This window comes from Effusibacillus lacus (genome assembly GCF_002335525.1).
Classification (GTDB): domain Bacteria; phylum Bacillota; class Bacilli; order Tumebacillales; family Effusibacillaceae; genus Effusibacillus; species Effusibacillus lacus.
In genome coordinates this window covers 126596-141895 of sequence record NZ_BDUF01000109.1, presented here as the reverse complement: position 1 = coordinate 141895, position 15300 = coordinate 126596, and the positions used below count along the sequence as shown (strand labels likewise).

The following is a 15300-nucleotide window of genomic DNA, read 5'->3' as shown; positions in this document are numbered from 1 at the left end:
CTTGACATCGCTTTGGGTGTCGGTGGTTTTCCACGCGGGAGGATTGTGGAAGTATATGGCCCGGAGTCATCAGGCAAAACCACGGTGACATTACATGCCATCGCAGAAGTGCAAAAACGAGGCGGACAAGCAGCTTTTATCGATGCGGAACATGCTTTGGATCCCATTTATGCACAAAAGCTGGGCGTCAATATTGATGAATTGCTGATTGCCCAACCGGATACAGGGGAACAGGCGTTGGAGATCGCCGAGGCGTTGGTCCGTTCCGGCGCTGTTGACATAATCGTGATAGACTCGGTTGCGGCACTTGTGCCAAAGGCGGAGATTGAAGGGGAAATGGGTGATTCCCATGTGGGGTTGCAGGCGCGTTTGATGTCACAAGCTCTTCGAAAGCTCTCCGGTGCTATTTCCAAGTCTAAGACTATCGCCATCTTTATTAACCAAATCCGGGAAAAGGTCGGGGTGATGTTCGGAAACCCGGAAACCACAACTGGCGGTCGGGCACTCAAGTTTTACTCTTCGATTCGTCTGGAAGTTCGGCGTGCGGAAGCTCTCAAGCAAGGCAACGATCTCGTCGGCAACCGAACCAAGATCAAAGTGGTGAAGAACAAAGTGGCTCCGCCGTTTAAATCGGTGGATGTGGATATCATGTTTGGCGAGGGCATCTCCCGCGAGGGAACGATTATTGACATGGGAACCGAACTGGACATTATTGCCAAGAGTGGTGCCTGGTATTCTTTTGAAGAGGAACGTTTGGGCCAGGGACGTGAGAATGCGAAGCAGTTCCTGAAGGACAACCCGCGAATTGCGGACAAGATTGAACAGAAAATCCGTGAAACCTACCAAGTGGGAGCTCCCATTTCGGTTCCTGCCGGCGGTTTTGACAGTGACGACGAGGAGTTCATCGACGAATGAGCTCGCTTGGCAAGATCAGTGCCATCCAAACACAGAAGGCTCATCCGGACCGGGTGAGTCTTTTTGTGGATGGCGAATTCGTATTGGGCATACGTCGGGAACTGGCCTATCATCTGAAACTACGGATAGGGCAGGAGGTAACCGCAGAGGATGTATCGCGCTGGAAACAGGAAGAAGAATGTTTACAGGCCAAGGAATTGGCGATTCGGTATATTTCAGCACGTTCCAGAAGCCGGCAGCAGGTGCTTTCCTATTTAATCAGGAAAGAGATCCCTCAGGAAGTTGCGGAGGTCGCAGTAAAATTTCTTGAGTCACAAGGATACCTGAACGATGATGAGTTTGCTTCGGAGTTTGTTCGCCAGCGGCTGGAAGCAAAGCCGCGCGGACGGAGGATGATCCGGTGGGAACTGCAGCAGAAAGGAATCCATAATGATACCATCGAGCGGGCGATGGCCGTTTATGGAGATGAGGTGGAAGCAGCAAAACGCTTGCTCAGCAGAATGTCTCTTCAAAAAGGAAAAGACCGTGAGCAAAACCGGAAAACGGAACAGAGAATCGCCAGGTTCCTGGCCAGCAAAGGGTTTTCGGCCGAAACAATCCAAAGCATCCTGAAAAATATCCGGAAAGTTTAAATGCTCATTAATGATACTTAAACGAAGAAACCCTTTGAACTGCCTTTTCTTGACATTGGTTTCTCATAAGGCTACAATTGAAAATGCGTATGAACAGCTTTAATGGTCTTTGCCAAATGGCATTGCATGATTACCGATTGATTCCTTGCCGTTTAGGCAAGGCTGCGTCCGAGCTCAGGCATTTATTTCAGTCTTGAGCAAGGAGGCTTGAACAATGGGATTGCCAGCTACAATTGCTTTTGCCGTTGTTGCGCTCCTGGTTGGAATAGGAGTCGGTTATTTTTGGCGACGGAACATTGCTGAAGGCAAAACGGCTGCCGCTGAAGTGCGCGCCTCTCAGATTGTGGAAGAGGCGAACAGGGAAGCGGAAGCCAAAAAGAAAGAAGCGATATTGGAAGCAAAAGAAGAAGTCCACAGACTTCGGGCTGAAGCAGAGAAAGACATTCGTGAACGTCGCAATGAGATTCAACGTTTGGAACGCCGCTTGTTGCAGAAAGAGGAAACGCTGGACCGCAAAACCGAAGCAATTGAGAATCGTGCCGAAATGTTGGCGAACAAAGAGCGCCAGGTGGAAGAACAGCGTGAGAAAGTGGAAGATCTGTACAAAAAACAAGTTGCAGAACTGGAAAGAATCTCCGGTTTGACTCAAGAAGAAGCGAAGTCCATTCTGCTTGCCAACGTGGAAGCGGAATGCCGGCATGAAGCTGCTATCTTGATGAAGGAGATTGAGCAGCAAGCGAGAGATGAAGCAGAAAAGAAAGCAAAAGAAATTATTGCCACTGCCATTCAGCGCTGTGCTGCCGATCATGTGGCAGAAACCACCGTATCAGTTGTTTCACTGCCGAATGATGAAATGAAAGGCCGGATTATCGGCAGAGAGGGTCGCAATATACGAGCCCTTGAGACGTTGACAGGCATTGACCTGATCATCGATGACACACCGGAAGCTGTCATTTTGTCAGGATTTGATCCGATTCGCAGAGAAGTAGCACGGGTGGCACTGGAGAAACTGGTCGCAGATGGACGAATTCATCCGGCCAGAATCGAAGAAATGGTCGAGAAAGCGCGCCGCGAAATCGATGACCGGATTCGCGAAGAGGGTGAACAAGCCACCTTTGAAACGGGAGTCAGCGGGATTCACCCTGATCTCGTGAAAATTCTTGGTCGTTTGAAGTATCGGACTAGCTATGGTCAAAACGTATTGAAACATTCGATGGAAGTTGCTCATTTGGCAGGTCTTATGGCAGCTGAATTGGGACTTGATGTGAATTTGGCTCGTCGTGGTGGTCTCTTGCACGATGTAGGCAAAGCGATCACCCATGAAGTGGAAGGATCTCACGTTGAAATTGGGGTTGACCTTGCAAAGAAATATAAAGAGCACCCGATTGTCATCAACGCGATTGGGGCCCATCACGGTGATATTGAGTTTACTTCTCCAATCTCCGTCATTGTGGCTGCTGCAGACGCAATTTCCGCTGCAAGGCCGGGAGCTCGCCGGGAAACCCTGGATATTTATCTGAAACGTCTTGAAAAATTGGAAGAAATCGCCGAATCCTTTGAAGGCGTTGAAAAGTCTTACGCGATCCAAGCAGGTCGTGAAATCCGTATTATTGTTAAGCCTGAGCAGATCGACGACGCAGAATCGGTACGCGTCGCTAAGGAGATTTCCAAGAAGATCGAAGCAGAACTGGATTATCCTGGGCAGATTAAAGTTACAGTCATTCGTGAGACCAGAGCCGTCGAATACGCAAAGTAGAGTAGCCGTAAGGCTACTTTATTTTTTTTGGATTTATTTACTCCAATTCCCTGAAGGATTTTCAACGAAATAAAGCGAATTACGTATCTGATAACAAACCAAAACGCGCAGAATAGACGAAAGTAGTGGATGAAATGAGTGTTCACAAGAACGAATCACCGGCAACTCATTTGCTGATTTCGATGCTGATTCGTTATCCGGAAGTATCCTCTGTCCGGTATGACCCTAACAACCGGTCTTTGATATTCACTTTTTTTCTCCAGGGCAAACTGGATCAGGCACGACAATCTGCTTGTATGGACAACTTAAGAATTTACTTTGATACTTGTGCCAATTTTGACAGGCATTTTCCGCCGCTGGGGGAATTGGTTTTCATGCCATTGGAGGACATAACCGTGGTTACCTATGAACAATTGGTCAACCGTGTCAGCACCTCTGAGATTCATCTCCTGACAGCGGTGCTGCAAGATCATTTTGCCAAACAAGTGGCCCTTGACCCTCTTATGATTGAAGAAGAAGATCTTGAGATGCAGGAAGAATTGATAAATCGGCTGCTGGATCACCGAGGTATCCTGGAGGAACAACAGCAGATTGTTGCGTATCGGGAAGGCGGCAAAGTGTTTGTATATAACCGGTAGGAATCATGTATGATAGTTCCTGGGGATTGGCTTCGGTTGTGGATCCAGTTCCCGACTAAGGTAATGGATGTTAGGGGAGTGCGGTGTGAGAATCTTATTTATTGGCGACATTGTGGGGAATCCCGGTCGTATGATCGTGGAGCAGAAACTGCCCGAACTTCAGAAGGAATATCACCCCGACTTGATCATAGCCAACGCCGAGAATGCGTCAAATGGCCGTGGTTTAACTCCCAAGCTTGCCGAAGCTTTGTTTGACGCCAACATCGATATCTTAACCATGGGAAACCACGTCTGGGACAACCGTGAAATCTTGGGGTACATAGAGAACGAAAGACGCATTGTACGTCCGGCCAATTATCCCAAAGGGGTTCCCGGGCTGGGCTATACTCTTGTCAAGGTCAACCAGGCACAAATTGCCGTTATCAATTTGATTGGAAGGGTATTCATGGGGGACTACGATTCCCCGTTTACAACAGCAGATCAAATTTTGTCCGAAATTGAACCGGTTACACCACATATATTTATTGATTTCCATGCGGAGGCCACATCGGAAAAATTAGCTTTGGCTCATTATCTGGATGGGCGTGTGTCTGCAGTAGTTGGTACACATACCCATGTTCAAACGGCAGACGAACAGATTTTCCCTGGTGGCACTGCATATCTGACGGACGTGGGAATGTGCGGGCCGGTCAATAGCATCATCGGCATGAAGAAAGAACAGGTACTGCAGCGATTTCTTACACAAATGCCAGTCCGGCTCGAAGTGGAACAAGGTCCGGCTATGTTGAACGCATTGTTTCTGGAACTTACGGAGCAAGGGAAGGCAGCTTCGATCAAGCGAATCACTTTAAAGTAATTTAATAATTTAACAAAATAGCGAACAAATTTTTTGAAAATTAGCAACCACGAGGCAGGAATTTTCTGTTAGACTGCGAATATAGTTAGAGTGAGTCGCAGAAAATTTTTCACTCGTGGAGGTCCATGTTTATGGAAGTATTAAAAGTTTCAGCAAAGTCCAATCCTAATTCTGTGGCAGGCGCACTTGCGGGTGTACTCCGGGAACGGGGTGCAGCAGAACTTCAGGCCATCGGAGCAGGGGCGCTCAATCAAGCAATCAAAGCGGTGGCAATCGCAAGAGGGTTTGTGGCGCCCAGCGGTGTTGACCTGATCTGCATTCCGGCTTTCACCGACATTCAGATTGACGGGGAAGAACGAACCGCGATCAAACTGATTGTTGAGCCTAGATAATCATACACCCAAACTTGATTGTTGCGGTATAATGGCCTGTTTACGCGGTACAGTAAACAGGACTTTTATTTTTTGGAGTGGAGATATGAGCAGAAAACCCTTTCTGATAGATGGTCATGCAGACATCCTGTATCGAATGGAACAGGAGCATCTGGATTTTTACGACCCCAATTCCCCGCTGCAATTAAATTATTCAAGGATGGAGCGGGCAGGTATTGATCTGCAGTTTTTTGCCCTGTACGTGGATCCGCCATACACCCCTCAGGAGCATTTGTCAATGATTCTGGCCTGCATAGAAACCTTTCGGTCGGAGGTATGTCGAGACAATCGGCTTCGTCCCGTCTACAACTACTCTGACATCGAACGGAATCGCCGATCGGGTGTGAAATCGGCGCTTCTTTCGATCGAAGGAGGCGATTTTTTAACCGGGGACCTTCGACATTTGCGTATTTTGTACTCCCTTGGTGTACGGGCCATGGGACTTACCTGGAATTTTCGAAACTCCATCGCATCGGGAGTCGGGGAGAAGATTGACAACGGATTGACTCCTTTTGGACGTGAAGTCGTTCTTGAAATGAACCGTTTGGGGATGCTGGTGGACGTCTCCCATCTCGCTCCGCAGGGATTCTGGAATGTTCTTGAGATCACACAGAAACCGGTTATTGCGTCGCATTCCAATGCCAAATCGGTCTGTCCCCACAAACGCAATCTCGATGACAGTCAAATTAAGGGTATCTCCGAATGCGGTGGTGTTGTCGGTGTTACGTTTGTACCCTATTTTATAGGAGAAGGTGATGTAGGAATCGACGATTTGTTGCGGCACATGGATCATATTATTGAACTGGCAGGAGATAATCATATCGGGCTGGGCTCGGATTTTGACGGAATTCCGACGACCATGACGGACCTGCGGAACGGTGAAGATTATCCGAGGCTGATCGCCCGGTTGCAGCAGGTATACGGGGATGAAGTTACAGCCAAAATATGTGGCGGCAATCTTTTGCGGGTGCTGAAGTCTGTTCTTAAACAGGGGTGATAGTTGTGAGCGATCTATATGATCTTCATGCCCATACCACGGCTTCAGACGGCACATTTTCACCGGGCCAGCTTGTCAGGTATGCAAAGGAACGGGGTTTGTACGGCGTGGCAGTGACAGACCACGATTCAACGGACGGGATTGCAGAAGCAATGGAAGAGGGACAAAGAATGCAAATAGACGTGGTCCCTGGGGTTGAGATCAATACTGAATATGAAGGCAAAGAGGTCCATGTACTGGGGTATTATTTTGACCGGCACTCCAAGTCTCTTCAGGAATTGTTCAGCAAACTTCGAACCGAGAGAATCACACGTATGAACCGGATTGTGGAGAAGCTGGACGAGTTGGGAATCGTTATCGACAGGAATGAAATTATCAAGGAGGCGGGGGAGGGGGCAATCGGCCGTCCTCATATTGCAAGAGTTTTGATAAAAAAGGGGTATGCGCTGGACATGCGCGATGCATTTTACAGATACCTGGGGCTAGGGGCGCCAGCCTATGTGGAGCGATTCAAGCTGGCACCAGCAGATGCCATTCGCATGATTCGAGAGGCAAAGGGCGTTCCTGTCCTGGCCCATCCGGGGCTTGTGGGTAAGGATGCGCTGATCAAAGAATTGATGCCTGCCGGTTTATTGGGCATCGAAACCGCTCATCCGGACCATCCGGCAGAAGCCCGAGCCCGATATGCAAAGTTGGCCAGGGAACTGGGATTGATTGCAACAGGCGGCTCTGATTTTCATGGTTCCGGAGCTGAACACAGAGGGGATTTGGGCTCTGTAACCGTCACCAAGTATGTGGTTGATGCCCTAAAAGAAAAGTCTGGGCTGTTTTAATCCCAATAATCAGGTATTTACTGTGGTAGAAGGCTGACAAAAGGGGTGACTTCTCCTTGGATTTTCATGATGATGTCAGCGTGGAGGAGAAGATCCGGGAATTAGAGCAAAAGATTTCGCAACTTCGGGCAGGCAGACGAATCCTTATGAACCTTAGATCCCTTCTTTTAGAGGGGATTTTTTTAAGGGGATGAAAAGTATAGAAATGGGGATGAATAATGTTTCCGTGGAAATTAAATTTTTCGCCCAAATTCGATTTATTTTTTAATTTTTGGATTAATCTTTGTCGAATCAAGGGGAGGAATCCTGCGACAAAAGCTGTCGGAGGAAGCAGCTGAGACCTTTGATAACGAGATCATACTGGCTGAGAAGGGACTTGTTCTGCTAATTTGAATAATTATTGTTGGCCCGCAGTCACCTGCGGGCCATCGCATTGGGTGCCACTTAGGTATCGCGGCCATCCTTTTCGTGCATTTGCCGCTTCAATGACTTGTGAGTGAAGTCATGCTTGGCATATTGGACCTTCTGCGACTTTTTCTCTCGGGGTCTTGGCATTCCGAGAGGTTTGTACAGTTCAGTGGTGAATTCTTCCCTCGAAAAATCAAGTTTGTTTCGGAAGATGTCTTTGTGGTTTGGCACACAAATTCCCACCTTTCGACTGTACTAGATTATAAAATGCCCAGTATGGCAGATTTATATTGAAAACTTGGCATTCGCCAAGTGTTTTTCTTGGTGAATGCCAAAGCTATACCCACCAAAGTGCAAGCACTTATACTTGTTACCTTGAAAATTATAATTTCCTCCAAGTAAAAAACCGCCATACCGGGGTTTTTTTGGGCGCTTCCGCAAGTACCCAAATATCCGAGGCGGCATAGGATATACGGACAGATGACCCGGGGCATTTGGCTATGTACCTGGAACACAACATCTGCATGGGCGTAAATATGGGCGGATGCACCTAATACAAATGTCACGCATAGCATGTAGTACGTTTGCAACCTAAGGGAAGCAATCAAGCCAGGCCCCATATATCCTGTAAAGGAGGTAGCTGGAATGGCACACTTTGACAAGGACGTACGTTGCCGGGAGATCTACACCCAAGCGGTCTGCGGAAAAGGCAGCAAGTATTCGCAGACAACGTACACCATTCGTCCTGCTAACCGGCCTTCTACCATAGGCGGATGCTGGGTGATGAACCACTCATGCAACGCGGAAATGGTTGGAGACTTCGTTGAGGTTCACGGACGGTTTGATGTGAACGTTTGGTACTCATACAACGGCAATACCGAGACCGGTGTGGCGAAAGATACCGTATCGTATGTCCAACAGATTCCGCTCCGTGAACTGGATCCTCTCTGCAGCAGGGACGGGATGCAGGTGACGGTAAAGGTGCTGCAGCAGCCGAACTGTTTGGACGCTACTGTTGTAGACGGCGGTAATGAGATTCTGGTTCGGATAGAGAAAGAACTGGCTGTAGAGGTCATGGGAAAAACAAAACTGTTCGTGCTGGTTTGTGACCCGCCCAGTGACAAAGACGACGAAGATTCGTTGGAAGAAGACATCTTCGAGGAAGACGAATTCGAAGACTGACGGCGACGCTCCCGCTGCGTCGCCCGTTTTTTCCTTAGGGGCCGCTGTGCCCTTTTTTTCTTCTTCGCGAAAGGGGGAAGACCTATGGTGGGGAACGGATATTTTGACTTGATTGAACTGGAACAAAGAGTTGTTCGGGTTCCGGAAAAATGGTTGCGCCGGTTTCGATGGGAGCAGGGCAAGCGAATTCGGGTGGCTGCCGGTCAAAAACAGGTGATGGCAGCTGTTTACCCTCACAAGCTGGATCACTTTGCACTTTCAACCGACATAAAGCAAGATTTGAGGTTGCCATCAACCGTCATTTCCTGGAAGGCGGACAGGTCCGGGATCCGGTTGGGGCCGTTTGTGGCAGTCTACTGCAATCGGACAAAGGACCCTCAGTGGCCGTTTGCAAGCATTACAACTCTTTTGAAAGACATGACGGAAATTGCCGATGAACTTGGGATTCCGTTTTATGTGATTTCGATCGGAGGTATGTTGCCTGACAAAAAAATTGTGACCGGTTGGCGCTATGACAAGGTTTCTGATAAATGGAAAGCGATGGAATTCCCTTGGCCGGATTTTTGTATTCGAAAAATCATTTCTATACCATCAGATCTCAAAACAGTTGCAAAGCGAGACATCCGGTTGCTGCGGGCTACCGGATGCAGGTTTCTTTATCGGAATATGGGGGCAAAATGGAACATTCATCGATTACTCTCAAAGGATCGAAACATCGTTCCGTTCCTTCCTGAAACCAGGAAAATCAACTCGTTAACAGATGTCACAACAATGTTGGAATCCCATAAGTTAATCTATGTAAAGCCATTGAATGGCACACAGGGGAGGGGCGTTTACCGTCTTGAGCGGCTGTCCAGCCTGCAGTCGGTACGATTGGAATTTCAAAGAGGTTCGGAAACCCGCAGGGCAACCATCGATCTCAACAAGAACAATAGTTGGTTTGTCAGGAAATTCATATCGGGCCGTCCCTTCCTGGTACAACAAGGGATTCGATTGGTTGCAGACAAAAATGGGCGACCGGCCGACTTTCGCTGGTTGATTCAGAAAGACGGGACCGGCAAATGGAAGGTGACCGCCCGAATTGCACGAATGGGACAAAAAGACAGCGTCACTACCAACGTGTCTACCGGAGCTGATGTATTGCCAGCAGAAGAGTTTTTGCAGCAAACAGGGCTCAGTTTGCTCCGGATACGGTTTGTTATTGAGAAATTTGATGGCCTGGCCTTCTCCATAGGGAAGCGGCTTGACCGGAGATTTTCGGGTATCGGCGAATTGGGAATTGATTTCGGGCTTGATTCTTCCGGACATCCCTGGTTGATCGAGGTCAATCCGAATCCGGGCCGGAAGATGCTAAGGATGACGGATACCGGGATACGGGCGCTGTCACTAAAAAGGCCTCTTGAATATGCTAGGTATACGGTCGGATTCGGTCAATCGAACCAATAAACGCCTACGAGGGGGGAAGATGTGAGTTGAAAAGGGTTCCTGTTACCATCACATCTGTTTCCTCTGAGCATGCTGGCGACCTGTTTCTCGCTAAAAACCTGTGTAACGAACTTGGAATCTTGCCCGGAAGGCATGTAATTCAATGCGGAGGAATCAGCAGGTCGGTGCGTGTGCTTTTTCCGATGAACGAAAGGCCTTCCGTTTGCGCATTTTCTCCCGATGTAATGGAATCACTGGCCCTGTTCGAGGGAGCAAAACTCTTGCTTTATACAGACGGTGAAAAGCTTCGACTGGGACCTGTTCTTGGAATCTTGGCAAATATCCGGGTCAAAGACGGGGGAATCGACGGTCAGCAAGCTCCGGTTTTCAAACATCTGTTAACGCTTGCAACGGAAGAGCGAATGTATGCATACTTATTCTCTCCACAGGAGTTGGTTTCCGACAAGCTGAGAGGGTACGTGTTGAAAAAGACAAACGAAAAGATGACTTGGGAAATTCGGGACGTCCCTTTTCCCGATGTGGTTTACGACCAGATCATCACCCGTAAATTCGAAAATACCCCCTTTGTGAAGACAATGAAAGAGAAACTGATTGCAAAATTGGGTTCTGCCTATTTTAACCCCGGATACTTTGACAAGGTTCAAGTTCACGATTGGCTGAATTCATCAGACGAAACAAAGGTCTATCTGCCGGCCACGATTCAGCATGTAGATTTGAAAAAAACCGAGCCCTTTCTAAAAAAGCATAATCCGGTCTACTTCAAGCCTGTTAACGGCACCAAAGGCCTGGGCATTATCAAATTGGTTCGGCTGATAGACGGAAGATACATGTATCAGGTTCGTGGCAAAAACGGAATCCAATTCCATGGAATCAAGAAGTCTACCAGACATGTATTGAATAGACTGGATAGGAGACTAAAAAGAAGGCCTTTTATTGTACAGGAAGGTTTGCAGTTAAAGACCTATGAGGGGCGACCCTTCGACATCCGTGTTCTGATGCAAAAAGATCATACCGGCAAATGGAGACGGACAAAAATGTACTGCAGGGTGGCCCAGGAGGGAGATTTCATTTCAAACCTGAGCACGGGTGGTGATGCGGTTTCTGTTCCGAATGTCCTGCAAAAGATATGTACGAACCAGGAGGAGATCAGAAGTTACAAGAAAAAGATCGACAAGCTAGTGAAGCTGGTACCGGTCGTGTTGGAAAAGGCTTCCGGGATGCAACTGGGGGAACTGGGACTTGACATCGGAATCGACGCTAAAGGGTGGGTCTGGCTGATCGAAGTCAATTCGAAACCGTGGAAGAAGCCGTTTACGGAACAAGGTTCCATGAAGCTGGTGGTGAAATCATTTCGTCGGCCTCTCTTGTACGGAAAATATCTGGCTGGAATTACCCAATGATTCGAAGAAAGGAGACGAACGATGGGGTACCTGCTTCTGCATACCGGACAACCGACAGCCAAACGATTATTGAGGCGTATCCCAAAGCTAACCGGAATTGAAAGCCTGGAATCAGTCACCAACAAAGACTTGGTGATTCGATGGGGAAATACAATAGGCAGCGACTCCGTTCCGGAAGTAACACTCAATCCGAGATTTGCGATCCTGGCGACCCGTTCCCGACATGAAATGCAGTCCATATTTCGGGTAAACGGAATTCGTTGCCTGTCGTCAACAGAAGGAAGGGAAAGGAGTGTTTCTTTATCCAGACATTACCGGGTTCCGGTATTCAATATGCGAGCGTTGGCCTTGTACCGTATAGATGGAAACCCCATCTGGCTGAACAAGCGCATCAGTCAGGTACAGGAAAATTTCAGAGAAATCCGGCTGGACGAGGACAAGATTGCGACAAGGGTCACACGTTTGGCTGTCCGGGCTGTTCATGCTTTGGGGCTTGATTTTGGACTGGTCAGCATTGGCATGACTTCGCAAAAAGTGTTGTATGTTCTGGATGTGTCGCCGACACCTGTACTTAAAGAGAAACTGCTGGATCATTACGTGAATGCGATCCTTGATTGGATAAGTGAAGAGGAGTATCCGTTTACTCCTTCTTTTTTGATGGGAACCGATCTGGAGTTTGTGCTGCGCAACCAGGAAGGGAAGTTGGTAATTGCCTCCAGTTACCTCCCAAGGAACGGAAAGGTAGGCTGTGATGCGTTAAGCATCAGAAGATTGGGACGCCGTTTTCCGCTGGCGGAACTGCGGCCGGATCCCAGTTCTTCGCCATTGGACCTGGTCAATAACATTGAAGAGACAATGAAGGTAGCAAAACGTCTGGTCCCGAAGCACTTACAGTGGTTGGCCGGATCCATGCCATTAAAGAAATTTGCCATTGGCGGACATATCCACTTTTCCAATCTGCCTTTATCCAGCCGATTGATCAAAGCCATGGACAGCTATCTGGCACTTCCCGTGATGTTATTGGAGGATACTTCCGCTTCGGTGAAAAGAAGACCAAAGTATGGATTCCTTGGGGATATCCGGCTTAAGTCCCATGGCGGATGGGAATATCGAACATTGAGCAGTTGGATTGTTTCACCCGAAATTGCGAGGGCTGTCTTATGTTTAGCGCATTTGGTGGCTACTCATTATTGGGATTTAAGGAAGACGCCACTCTCGCTTCCTGAATTGCAGAAAGCTTTTTATAACGGGGACAAGGAAACCCTCCGGCCATTTTTTGAAGACCTGTGGAAGGACATTCAAAGTACGAATACCTATCAAAGATATGAAGAGTATCTGGATATCATTCCCAATATGATCCAAAAAGGGGAGTCATGGGATGAATCGAACGACATTAAACGCACATGGGGAATCAAATACGGAAGATCACAACAACGAACGGATAAACGGATACGTGCATAAAATGTCGTGAGGGCAGCCCATGAAAGGATGAACTTGAATGATCGTGGGAATTCTCACCGCAAAATTGATGGATCGGGGCAACATGCGAGAATTCATTAAAACGGGAAAGCGCATGAAAATCCCCGTTTATGTGATACCGATTGACAGCATGGATATGGAAACCCTGACATGTGAAGGATACAGATGGAACGGGAAGTGGGAAAGAGTGTTATGTCCGTTCCCGACTGTGGTTTACAACCGAATTCTTGCCCGAAGAGTCGAAAACGGTCCAATTGCCCAACAGGTACTGCGGGAACTTGAAAATCTGGAGATCCCGGTATTTAACCCGGGGTATTTTGACAAAGGAAAACTCTACAAAATCGTCGGAAGCCATTCTGAAACTCGGGAGTTGTTGCCTGAGACGGAAGAGCTCCACTCACTCTCCCACTTGCGGGAAATGCTGGAAACTTGCAGGCAGTTATATGCCAAGCCCGTTCAGAGTTACGGGGGAAAGGGAATTATCCGAATCGATTATGCAGATAACGAAGCATTGGTTTGGAAGCAGTTAAAGGGAATTCAAACATGTGAAAACATGCGGATTCAAGACTTATATTACAAGCTATCACAAAACAGACGGCACAAAAAATATGTTCTGCAAAAAGGCATCTCCCTGGCAAGGGTCAACGGACATATTTATGATTTGCGGGTCTTGGTGCAGAAGAACCGGTACGGAAACTGGTGCGTGACGGGAGTCGGCGCACGTGTTGCGCCCAGGTATGGGATTTTGACACACGTTCCCAATGGGGGGGCCGTTTGGGACGCCCGAGAAGCGTTATTGGCCTCTTTTCACAAAAAAGGGGTTCAGATTTTGGATGACGTGAAAGACAAAGCGTTGAAACTCGCCGCTGTCATAGAGAAGAAAACCCCGGGAATTCTTGGCGAAATGTCAATGGATATCGGAGTTGACGAAGAGGGAAGGCCCTGGTTCTTTGAGGCAAATGCCAAACCGGGCAAGTTTGACGAACCAGAAATTCAAAAGCTGTCCATTCAAAGAGTGTTGGAGTTTTGCAGGTATTTGTCCTTCAATAGGGCAATCGTTGAGAGCCGGAAATAACAACCCCCACCCGATTGGGTGAGGGTTTTGCTGTTCAATCAGATTGCTACGGCATTACGATCGGCCGCTGAGGCGGTAATACATAGGATTTTGGAATTACCGGTCCCTTGTCTTCATGGCCTGTAATTGTTTTGCCCGGTGTCCAGGAACCATCCGGCAATACTCTTCGTGCCGTGAAGAAATGTTCTCCCCACCAGTAGTCAAAGTTGTTTACGATCCCGATGGCGGTGGGATTTCCGTCGCCACGGGTTCCGATTACGGCTGGTTCACCGTTCAGCATGCCCATATAGATTGCAACATGCCCGATATATTTTCCGTTATTATCCTTTTTCCACCAGGTCAGGATGTCCCCCGGGCGAAGATTTTCAGTACCTTCAAGTTTCCATTTTCCGTTTACTTTCTTGGGATATACGCCGCTGACTTTACTTCCGACCTCGTCATATTTGCGAGCCACTTCGGAAATCTTGAAACCAAAGTCCCCGTACACCAATTTGGTGAACTCGGAACAGTCAACAAGCCCTTTTTTTTCATAAGATTTGTAACCGTGGCCGTAGACCATGTAACCGTTTTCCATGTACCAGATTGCACGTTCAATGATCTGATCGGCAAGGCTGCCGTTCATGCTTTGGTAGTTGTCGCGATACTGCTTGACTTTGACCAGTTCATCCCGCTGATAGTCGTCATAGTACTTTTTGTACTTGGCGATGGCCTCACTTCTCGAAAGAGTGTTGTCATGAGCGGCCATGGCGGGGCTGGCGGCCGCCACCGAAAGTCCAAGAACTACGGCAGACAGCAACAGTTTCTTGCATTTTGCCATTATGAAGTTTCCTCCCTTGAAAGCCTACGAGGTTAGCTGAAGGGTTCGGTTAGGGAATTTCCCGACCATTTTCATGGTTATACCCATTCCTTTCGCTTCGCTCAAGGCACAAAACGGAATGAAATCCGTTATCCTTGAGCGATTTTTTTGTATTCTTGAGTTACAGGGATATCAGTACACTACAAATCACGTGGAGGTGAGTGGGCCTCCTCTTTTTACGGGGTGACCGCATGGTTATATGTGTAGATTGCCTTTCCAAGCACAAATAAGTGTCGCTTCGAGCACGCAGACTTATCTTTGTATAAACAACTCGTTTATTGCTGGGCAATCAGTCCCTGCTGACTATCCTTGTATATCCTGGAAAGGAGATAACCTATGGCTTTAAAAATTGTCTACCCTGTCTGTTGTGGAATCGACGTTCACAAAACCTTCGTC

At 47.9% G+C, this 15300-nt stretch carries 15 protein-coding genes and 1 riboswitch; of the genes, 13 read left to right on the top strand and 2 right to left on the bottom strand.

The annotated features are described in order from the left end of the window. The 8 genes from recA to EFBL_RS18535 form a co-directional block, all read left to right on the top strand. The coding region (gene recA, locus EFBL_RS18570) for a recombinase RecA (RefSeq protein WP_231705887.1) at positions 1–915 on the top strand (915 nt) is incomplete at its 5' end. Beyond that, positions 912–1547, top strand: coding sequence for a regulatory protein RecX (locus tag EFBL_RS18565; protein WP_096183938.1), 636 nt, complete (start codon positions 912–914; stop codon positions 1545–1547). The genes recA and EFBL_RS18565, both read left to right, overlap by 4 nt. A 214-nt stretch (positions 1548–1761) precedes the next feature. Beyond that, positions 1762–3303, top strand: a complete 1542-nt coding sequence (rny, locus tag EFBL_RS18560) for a ribonuclease Y (RefSeq protein WP_096183936.1) — start codon at positions 1762–1764, stop codon at positions 3301–3303. A gap of 134 nt (positions 3304–3437) precedes the next feature. Beyond that, positions 3438–3941, top strand: coding sequence for a hypothetical protein (locus EFBL_RS18555; RefSeq protein ID WP_096183934.1), 504 nt, complete (start codon positions 3438–3440; stop codon positions 3939–3941). 85 nt (positions 3942–4026) lie between these two features. Further along, positions 4027–4797: a TIGR00282 family metallophosphoesterase gene (locus EFBL_RS18550; protein ID WP_096183932.1), complete on the top strand. Its 771-nt coding sequence runs from the start codon at positions 4027–4029 to the stop codon at positions 4795–4797. Positions 4798–4928: 131 nt separating this feature from the next. Next, positions 4929–5189, top strand: a complete 261-nt coding sequence (gene spoVS, locus EFBL_RS18545) for a stage V sporulation protein SpoVS (RefSeq protein ID WP_018133374.1) — start codon at positions 4929–4931, stop codon at positions 5187–5189. A gap of 85 nt (positions 5190–5274) precedes the next feature. After that, entirely contained in the window at positions 5275–6225 is a 951-nt protein-coding gene (locus EFBL_RS18540; protein WP_165912449.1) for a dipeptidase, read from the top strand. A 5-nt stretch (positions 6226–6230) separates the two neighbouring features. After that, positions 6231–7058: a PHP domain-containing protein gene (locus EFBL_RS18535; RefSeq protein WP_231705886.1), complete on the top strand. Its 828-nt coding sequence runs from the start codon at positions 6231–6233 to the stop codon at positions 7056–7058. 444 nt (positions 7059–7502) lie between these two features. Here EFBL_RS18535 and EFBL_RS18530 read toward each other — a convergent pair whose 3' ends face one another. Further along, positions 7503–7697, bottom strand: coding sequence for a hypothetical protein (locus EFBL_RS18530; RefSeq protein WP_096183926.1), 195 nt, complete (start codon positions 7695–7697; stop codon positions 7503–7505). A 414-nt stretch (positions 7698–8111) separates the two neighbouring features. Here EFBL_RS18530 and cotE point away from each other — a divergent pair, with 414 nt between their 5' ends. The 5 genes from cotE to EFBL_RS18500 all read left to right on the top strand — a co-directional run bounded on the left by cotE (position 8112) and on the right by EFBL_RS18500 (position 14048). Then, the gene (cotE, locus tag EFBL_RS18520) at positions 8112–8648 is read left to right on the top strand and encodes an outer spore coat protein CotE (protein ID WP_096183922.1); all 537 of its coding nucleotides are present in this window, start codon (positions 8112–8114) and stop codon (positions 8646–8648) included. Between the two features lie 84 nt (positions 8649–8732). Further along, entirely contained in the window at positions 8733–10094 is a 1362-nt protein-coding gene (locus EFBL_RS18515) for a YheC/YheD family endospore coat-associated protein (protein WP_096183920.1), read from the top strand. A gap of 26 nt (positions 10095–10120) precedes the next feature. Further along, entirely contained in the window at positions 10121–11494 is a 1374-nt protein-coding gene (locus EFBL_RS18510; RefSeq protein ID WP_096183918.1) for a YheC/YheD family endospore coat-associated protein, read from the top strand. Between the two features lie 21 nt (positions 11495–11515). Continuing rightward, positions 11516–12955: a putative amidoligase domain-containing protein gene (locus EFBL_RS18505; protein ID WP_096183916.1), complete on the top strand. Its 1440-nt coding sequence runs from the start codon at positions 11516–11518 to the stop codon at positions 12953–12955. A 37-nt stretch (positions 12956–12992) separates the two neighbouring features. Further along, entirely contained in the window at positions 12993–14048 is a 1056-nt protein-coding gene (locus tag EFBL_RS18500; RefSeq protein ID WP_096183914.1) for a YheC/YheD family endospore coat-associated protein, read from the top strand. A 46-nt stretch (positions 14049–14094) separates the two neighbouring features. Here EFBL_RS18500 and EFBL_RS18495 read toward each other — a convergent pair whose 3' ends face one another. Then, positions 14095–14865, bottom strand: a complete 771-nt coding sequence (locus tag EFBL_RS18495; protein WP_096183912.1) for a C40 family peptidase — start codon at positions 14863–14865, stop codon at positions 14095–14097. Positions 14866–14871: 6 nt separating this feature from the next. Continuing rightward, a riboswitch (cyclic di-AMP (ydaO/yuaA leader) is annotated at positions 14872–15016 on the bottom strand. Positions 15017–15300 lie beyond the last annotated feature (284 nt).